Origin of the sequence: Gemmatimonas sp., from assembly GCF_041689975.1 — a bacterium.
Lineage (GTDB): Bacteria > Gemmatimonadota > Gemmatimonadetes > Gemmatimonadales > Gemmatimonadaceae > Gemmatimonas.
Genome location: NZ_JBDNFF010000315.1, coordinates 1 through 6029, shown reverse-complemented (window position 1 = coordinate 6029; position 6029 = coordinate 1). Strand labels below are relative to the sequence as shown.

Here is a 6029-nt window from a genome sequence, read left to right as displayed (position 1 = left end):
GTTTTCCACGCGCCACACCCCTACAAGGGGATTCTGACCCACGGTCCTAGTGAATCCTGCCGTGCGGCGTCCTCGACCCAGCTTTCAGTAGTGGTTCTTGGACCGACTTCTCTCGAGCACGACAGCCGGCGGCGCACTGGCATGGGGACGCCGCTCACCCGAGATTCGGCGTGTGCAACCTTGAGCCAGACGATCACGGTCGAAGCAAATGATGCGGTCGTAGCCGACGCGTGTTTCGGCTTCGAGTTCGGCGAACACACCGGCTGCGATCCATTCGTCGCAGCGGGCTCGCAAGGTCGTGTCGGACACCTTGTACTCCATCAACGCTTCGACGTCTTCCGACGACGAACCGGTCGTCAGACGGATCAGGATCCCACGGAAACACAACAGGTCCGGAACCCGTTTGCGGTGGCAGCCGAGCGGGTGGTCGTCGACGTGTTCGGGGAGGTGGTGATAGATCGCCTGCCAGAGATCAGAGATGACGGCTGGGTCCAGCGCGCGTACCATGATGAGTGCCTTCCACTGGTCGTTTGGTGTGAGTGCACTCGCCATCAAACGCGAGACACAGCAACGACTGGTGCATGGTCACCACGACCTATCCGCACGGCCCCTAATCCTGTGACGGATCCTTAGGGTCCGCCGCGAGATAGATCGCGCGTCAATTCGACGTGATTCCCTTGCGTCGCAACGCCGCTGCGTCGTCAGCATGACCGAGTTGACCCGTGGCGGTCCCTTATCCTGCGGCAGACCCATAGTGGCTCGATGCAACAGTGCTAACCATCCCGACCCTCAGACGTGAAGAACCCGTAAATTCCGTGAAGTTCAATCTGAAGTATGATGTAGCAATGGGAATGCAAGAAACACCTCCGGCCGCTAGTGCTGGCATTCGAACATTTGAACGCCTCGTTCCCGCAGCGCTGGCAGGCCTAGCTGGCGGCGTCATCGGTTTCGTACTGTCACAGATGGCCCCCGAAGCCACATCAGACGCTTCACTCAAGACAGCCACGGGTGTGTGGTTCGCGTTGATCATGGTCGGTATCGGCGGAGCCATTATCGCTGGCAGTTACCTGGCCGACAAGCGCCAACCCACCGCTGAGACCATCGCAATCGCAGCAGGTGCCTTACTCGTCGGCGGCTTCATTAGCGGGTATCTTGCTCAAGGCCTCTATGCCTCGATGCTCGACCCGTACGCGATGGACCAGTGCCTCGATAGCGCATGCGTCGCTAGCGAAGCGCGTCCGGCTCGCATGCTGGGCTGGGCGCTGGCGGGTAGCTTGGGTGGAGCCGGGGTTGGAGCGTCTTTCCGTTCGTGGAAGCGGATCCAGAACGGCATGATTGGCGGAGCGATCGGTGGCCTGATTGGCGGTTTCTTGTTTGACCTCGTCAACGTCGTGCTCGACACTGATTCCGATTCGCTCCCGCAAGTCATTGCGATCTGTCTGATCGGATTGTTCATGGGTGTCTTGATCGGACTGATCGACACGGCCCGAACAACCATGTGGCTTGAGGTCCTGACAGGTGAAATGAGGGGCCGTCAGTATCTGGTGATCGACGAACGCGTAACCGTTGGTTCGGCTCGCACGGCACAGATCCGCCTCGTAGGCGACCGACAAGTGACCGAGATCCATTTCGAAATAGCGCAAACGCCCCCATCGTTCACTTGTAAGACGAACGCGCTGGTGATTGTGAATGGTGTGTCGTCGTCGGGGGGTCCACTTGGGAACGGCGACGTACTGCAAGTCGGCGCAACACAACTGCGTGTGGGCCAGCGTCGCGGAGCACCCTCAAATAACTCACCGGTGAACGCGCCCTCAGCTGCCACGAACGCCAGCTCGTACGGCCCCCGCCCGACGGCCACGCAGGCAACGCAGCAAGCGTCGCCAGGACCTGACATAGCGCCAGGCGGTGGCCCGGCCTCGAGCGCCAACCATCCGTCGCCACCGTCCCCGACCGCACGGCCACGGCTCCCGACAAAGCCGAATCAGTAAACCATTCCGCGTTTCGTCACTCTCATTGCTGAGAGTGCGCTCGCCGTAGCCTTCCATGAGCTGCGACGTCAGATTGGAGAACCATGAACGAAAATTCCAGCCAGGAAGTCCTGCTATTTTACATCGTCTGCGACGAATCAGGATCAATGGGTCAGAACGGGGGCATCGAAGCAATCAACGAGGCGCTGCCGGAGTTGCATGCAACGCTGGCGTCTGATCCACTCGTTGTGGACAAATGTCGTCTGTCGATCATTGCCTTCTCTGACGGTGCTGAGATGATCCTGCCGATGTGCAAGGTCACCGACATCCCCGACATGCCGGGTGTGCAAGAAGCAGGTGTCACGAACTACGGCGCCGCGTTCACCTTGCTTGGCCAGGCGATCCAGACCGACGTGGACGGACTCAAGAGCCAGGGCTATCGGGTCTACCGGGCATGCGTGTTTTTTATGAGCGATGGAGAGCCCACGGACCACTGGGAGGACGCGTACAACGACCTCATCAACCACCCCTACCGACCGCACATCGTTGCGTTCGGCGTCGACGGCGCCGATGCGAACATCCTGGCCAAAATCGCAACGTTGCGCTGTTACGTCGGCCGTGACCGTGCCTCGGCGGGCCGAGCCCTCGCCAACGTGATGTCCTCGATCGGCAACACCATCATCACGTCAACGTCGAACGCACACTCCGGCCCGGCCAACATTGATTTGCCGGCGTCCATCGATGGCTTCGACACGGTCCCACTCGATCACCTCTGATCACATGGCGTTGTTCGGCAAGCAGTCCAAGGATGGTCCAGCACAGTCGACCCCAAGATCAGATCGCTCGTCCGCGCCGGACGTCGGGTTTCCTGACGAGCCTTTCGGGGATCCCGATTTGCTGGTTGGGAACAACCAGAGCAATGAACCTGCCGTTTTGACCGCTCGCGTCTACGGAGAAAAAACCACGTTCGGTTCGGTGTCGTGGTGGAGTGAGAAAGACTGGTGGAAGCTCGCACCAGAGGGCGAGGCCAACGACGTCAGGTGTCAGGTGGGAACGTACGCCGACTTGGCAGTCGCAGCGGTGTCGCTGCGTGGTAACAAGCACCGTTTGCAGGGCGCAGTCAACGACGACTCCTATGCGATCGCCCACACCACAGGCGACGACGGACGGGGATACCTGTTGGTTGCTGTCTCCGACGGCATGGGCTCAGCGAAACACTCCAGCTTTGGTGCCAGGCTTGCGGCGCAAAATGCACTGCGCGCCTTAATGGAGCTCCTCGCAAAGTTGCCGGGCAACGGACTGATGGCAGATTTGACTGAACACCAAGCAGTCCTTCTGTCGTGGATCACACGGAAAGTGCTCGGTTACCGGGCAAACGAGTTCGGCGCACCAACCGTCGACGCCAACGAGTTCGACAGCGCCGATGCGCAGTGCACCCTGACGTTCGCCATCGTGCCCACCGGAGAGCCAACTCTCTCGCGTGAGGCCGTGATCGGCATCGTGGGGGACAGCCCAGCGTTTTTGGTGCAAAACGCTCGGCTCACACCCATCGAACCAGCGAAGGATCTTGAGGGCTTGTGGAGCTCGTCATCTGATGGCCTGCTCGGAGCCACCTCAATGGTGATCACCAGTGTCGAGCTCGAGCCAGGCGATGGCCTACTGCTTACCAGCGACGGGATCGGTAATTTCTTGACCCACGGGGACCAGGAGACCGTCCTTGGTCTCGACATCGCGTCGAGGTGGAAGCGGCCCGTAGGCATGTTGGATTTCATCCGTGATGCTTCGTTCGAACTACAAAGCGCCGATGACGACCGCACCGCTGTAATGATCTGGATCGACGAATAAGAGAATGCAGACGATGCAACACGCCGCGCTGGCTCCGCATCTCGACCGCATCGCTGCGGGAGGTGAGGGCATCGTGTACCTGGTGTCGTCGATGCCGAGAACGGTGTTGAAGCAGTACAAAGAGACACAGCGCCCACAACTCGACGGTGCGGCGCTCAGCGAACTGGTGCAGGTCGTCGATCAATGGGACGCACCAGACAAGGCCCGCGTGTTTTCGCGTACGGCGTGGCCGTCTGCGCTCGTCGCAGACGACCGAGGAGTGTGCGGGTTTCTGATGGCAAAGATCGATGACCCGTTCTACGGGCACTACGGGCTTCGCGCGAACCCTCGACGGGTGCTCTGCGACTGGAACCAACTCATCTACCAGACGTCCGCTCCGACGCCCGCTCACCTGATATCCGACATGCCGCGAGTGCAGATGGAGGGCATCGTCCAGCTTCTGCAGGATCTCGCTGCCACCATCGAGATACTCCACCGGAAATCGATCGTGATCGGCGACATGTCGGGCAAAAATCTGATCTGGACCGTCGCACCGAATCGTGTCTTCATCATCGATTGCGACAGCTTCCACTTCGACGGCCGGCGCGGTGCGTGCTCGCACAAAGAGTCACCCGGCTGGGTCGACCCGGTGCTCACGGGCCGTCCCACCAACCTCGAGAGCGACATTTACAAGCTCGGCGTGGCTGCCTATCGGGCCTTGGCGCACGACGCACACTCTCCGGTGACACGGGCACAAGTGACGCAACGTCTCACAGGAACATCAATCCCGGCGTCGCTCGTGGACCTGATCGCGTCGAGCGTCGAGCCAACGGGGCGGCCAACCGCAGCCGATTGGTCCGCAGCTCTGGCGTCACTGTTCAAGTTTGGCGGCCGTCCCACCATCGGCACCAGAGCCAGCCCGGTGGGTCCGCCGACATCATCGCTCGGACCGAGCAGACCTCGTATCGACCTGGGCGGCTCGCTATCGTCTTGAGTCAGCTACAGGGGCCCTCGACGAGCGGATACACCTCGATACCGACCAAGCCGGCGCCGACAGACCTCGTTCCAAACGGACGCGAAGCAGTCGACTGAAAGAGTTCCGGCCACAGTGCTTGAATCTCGTTGATGATGGCGGTTGACCGAGACGCTCCTGCCTGGGGTCCTTCGCTATCAGCGTTGTAGCCGCCGTATCCGAGAAGGAGTCCAATACCCTTGGTGGTGAGACCCTCGATTCCGGTTTCCGCAGCGTATTCCAACTCCAGGTCTTCCTTGAATTTAGTCCTCAGTTGCTCGCCTCTCAGGGCGTTCGGGATCTCAATCCAGATGCCATCCTTCTTTTCGCTCTGGCCAGCAGGGCTCGTGTACAGCCTGGTGCACAGCGGCACGGGTGCCGCAGTGGTAGTGGTGGTGGTGGTGGTGGTGGTGGCAACCGTGGCAACTTCGCCGCGGGGTTCGTTAGCCAACACAACCATTGGGGTGACAACGATGATGGAGCCGAGGAGCACCACGACGAGTCTGAGCAGCATGTCGGCGTACATCCAGCCAGCCAGGCCAACCGTCTCGTCACCATCATCCAGGCGGGCGCGTGTGGCGCGCCGACGGCGTTACCGGCTCATGATCTGCGCCCAATCACCTGCGACAAACGCCCATGCATTGCATCGAGGTCATCGCGGAGCTGTTTGGTGCCGAACTCGACCGACACGCTGGTTCGGCTCAGGCGATCGTTGATTTCCTCGAGCCCCACGAGCGCATCGGTGAGGAAGCGCTGCATGTCACCGCCCAACGTGATGCCGAGCGTCGCCACTGACCGACCCAGGTCGTCGATTGCTCTGTTGACGTCGTTGGTCAGGCTCCGCCCGAGTTCGGCGGCATGGATATTGAGATCAGCAATCCGTGGGTTGAGTGAATCGATTCCCACTGAGGCGGCCTCCATGCGGGCCGCCGCACCGCCGAGATCGCGCGTGGCCTGGATCAGATCTCCCAAAGCAAGAGCAAGCGCCTCCGTGATCGACGCCGGCGAAGCAGACTTGCTCCCCTGCAGACCAACAGTGATCTTGAGTGCCAATGCGCGACGCTCGAACTCGATCCTCGACTCCTGTCGATCTGCCTGCGCCCGACTGCGCGCTTCGAAGGCACCTGCGAGCAGGGTCGCTGCCACGATGCCGGCGATGATGATCGCGGCAAGGAAAGCAACATGCTGAACACGCCAGAAGCTGTCGAGCATCGTGCCGTCGGCTC

Annotated in this window: 7 protein-coding genes; 4 read left to right on the top strand and 3 right to left on the bottom strand. The window is 60.8% G+C overall.

What is annotated here, in order from left to right; all coding sequences use genetic code 11:
* Positions 1-84 precede the first annotated feature (84 nt).
* Positions 85-552 (bottom strand): hypothetical protein, encoded by a 468-nt coding sequence (locus ACESNG_RS19000; RefSeq protein WP_373070366.1) that lies wholly within the window; start codon positions 550-552, stop codon positions 85-87.
* A 299-nt stretch (positions 553-851) separates the two neighbouring features.
* On the opposite strand from ACESNG_RS19000, the gene ACESNG_RS18995 reads away from it, so the two are divergent.
* The 4 genes from ACESNG_RS18995 (at position 852) to ACESNG_RS18980 (ending at position 4785) form a co-directional block, all read left to right on the top strand.
* Complete coding sequence (locus ACESNG_RS18995) at positions 852-1988, top strand: hypothetical protein (protein ID WP_373070364.1); 1137 nt, start codon at positions 852-854, stop codon at positions 1986-1988.
* A gap of 83 nt (positions 1989-2071) precedes the next feature.
* A complete protein-coding gene (locus tag ACESNG_RS18990; RefSeq protein WP_373070362.1) occupies positions 2072-2743 on the top strand; it encodes a VWA domain-containing protein in 672 nt (223 codons plus the stop codon).
* A gap of 4 nt (positions 2744-2747) precedes the next feature.
* The gene (locus ACESNG_RS18985; protein WP_373070360.1) at positions 2748-3812 is read left to right on the top strand and encodes a protein phosphatase 2C domain-containing protein; all 1065 of its coding nucleotides are present in this window, start codon (positions 2748-2750) and stop codon (positions 3810-3812) included.
* A 4-nt stretch (positions 3813-3816) separates the two neighbouring features.
* A complete protein-coding gene (locus ACESNG_RS18980) occupies positions 3817-4785 on the top strand; it encodes a hypothetical protein (protein ID WP_373070358.1) in 969 nt (322 codons plus the stop codon).
* Between the two features lies 1 nt (position 4786).
* On the opposite strand, the gene ACESNG_RS18975 is transcribed toward ACESNG_RS18980, so the two are convergent.
* Together ACESNG_RS18975 and ACESNG_RS18970 are read right to left on the bottom strand one after the other, a co-directional pair.
* Positions 4787-5329 carry a hypothetical protein gene (locus ACESNG_RS18975; RefSeq protein WP_373070356.1) on the bottom strand — a complete coding sequence of 181 codons (543 nt, stop codon included), beginning with the start codon at positions 5327-5329 and terminating at the stop codon, positions 4787-4789.
* A 74-nt stretch (positions 5330-5403) separates the two neighbouring features.
* Positions 5404-6029, bottom strand: a 626-nt coding sequence (locus tag ACESNG_RS18970; RefSeq protein ID WP_373070354.1) for a hypothetical protein, incomplete at its 5' end; no start/stop codon positions are given.

What these genes read in the sequence shown, in the direction of transcription:
- ACESNG_RS18980 (WP_373070358.1), top strand. Translation starts at nt 3,817, where the DNA reads ATGCAGACGATGCAACACGCCGCGCTGGCTCCGCATCTCGACCGCATC.
- ACESNG_RS18995 (WP_373070364.1), top strand. Translation starts at nt 852, where the DNA reads ATGCAAGAAACACCTCCGGCCGCTAGTGCTGGCATTCGAACATTTGAA.
- ACESNG_RS18985 (WP_373070360.1), top strand. Translation starts at nt 2,748, where the DNA reads ATGGCGTTGTTCGGCAAGCAGTCCAAGGATGGTCCAGCACAGTCGACC.
- ACESNG_RS19000 (WP_373070366.1), bottom strand. Translation starts at nt 552, where the DNA reads ATGGCGAGTGCACTCACACCAAACGACCAGTGGAAGGCACTCATCATG.
- ACESNG_RS18975 (WP_373070356.1), bottom strand. Translation starts at nt 5,329, where the DNA reads ATGTACGCCGACATGCTGCTCAGACTCGTCGTGGTGCTCCTCGGCTCC.
- ACESNG_RS18990 (WP_373070362.1), top strand. Translation starts at nt 2,072, where the DNA reads ATGAACGAAAATTCCAGCCAGGAAGTCCTGCTATTTTACATCGTCTGC.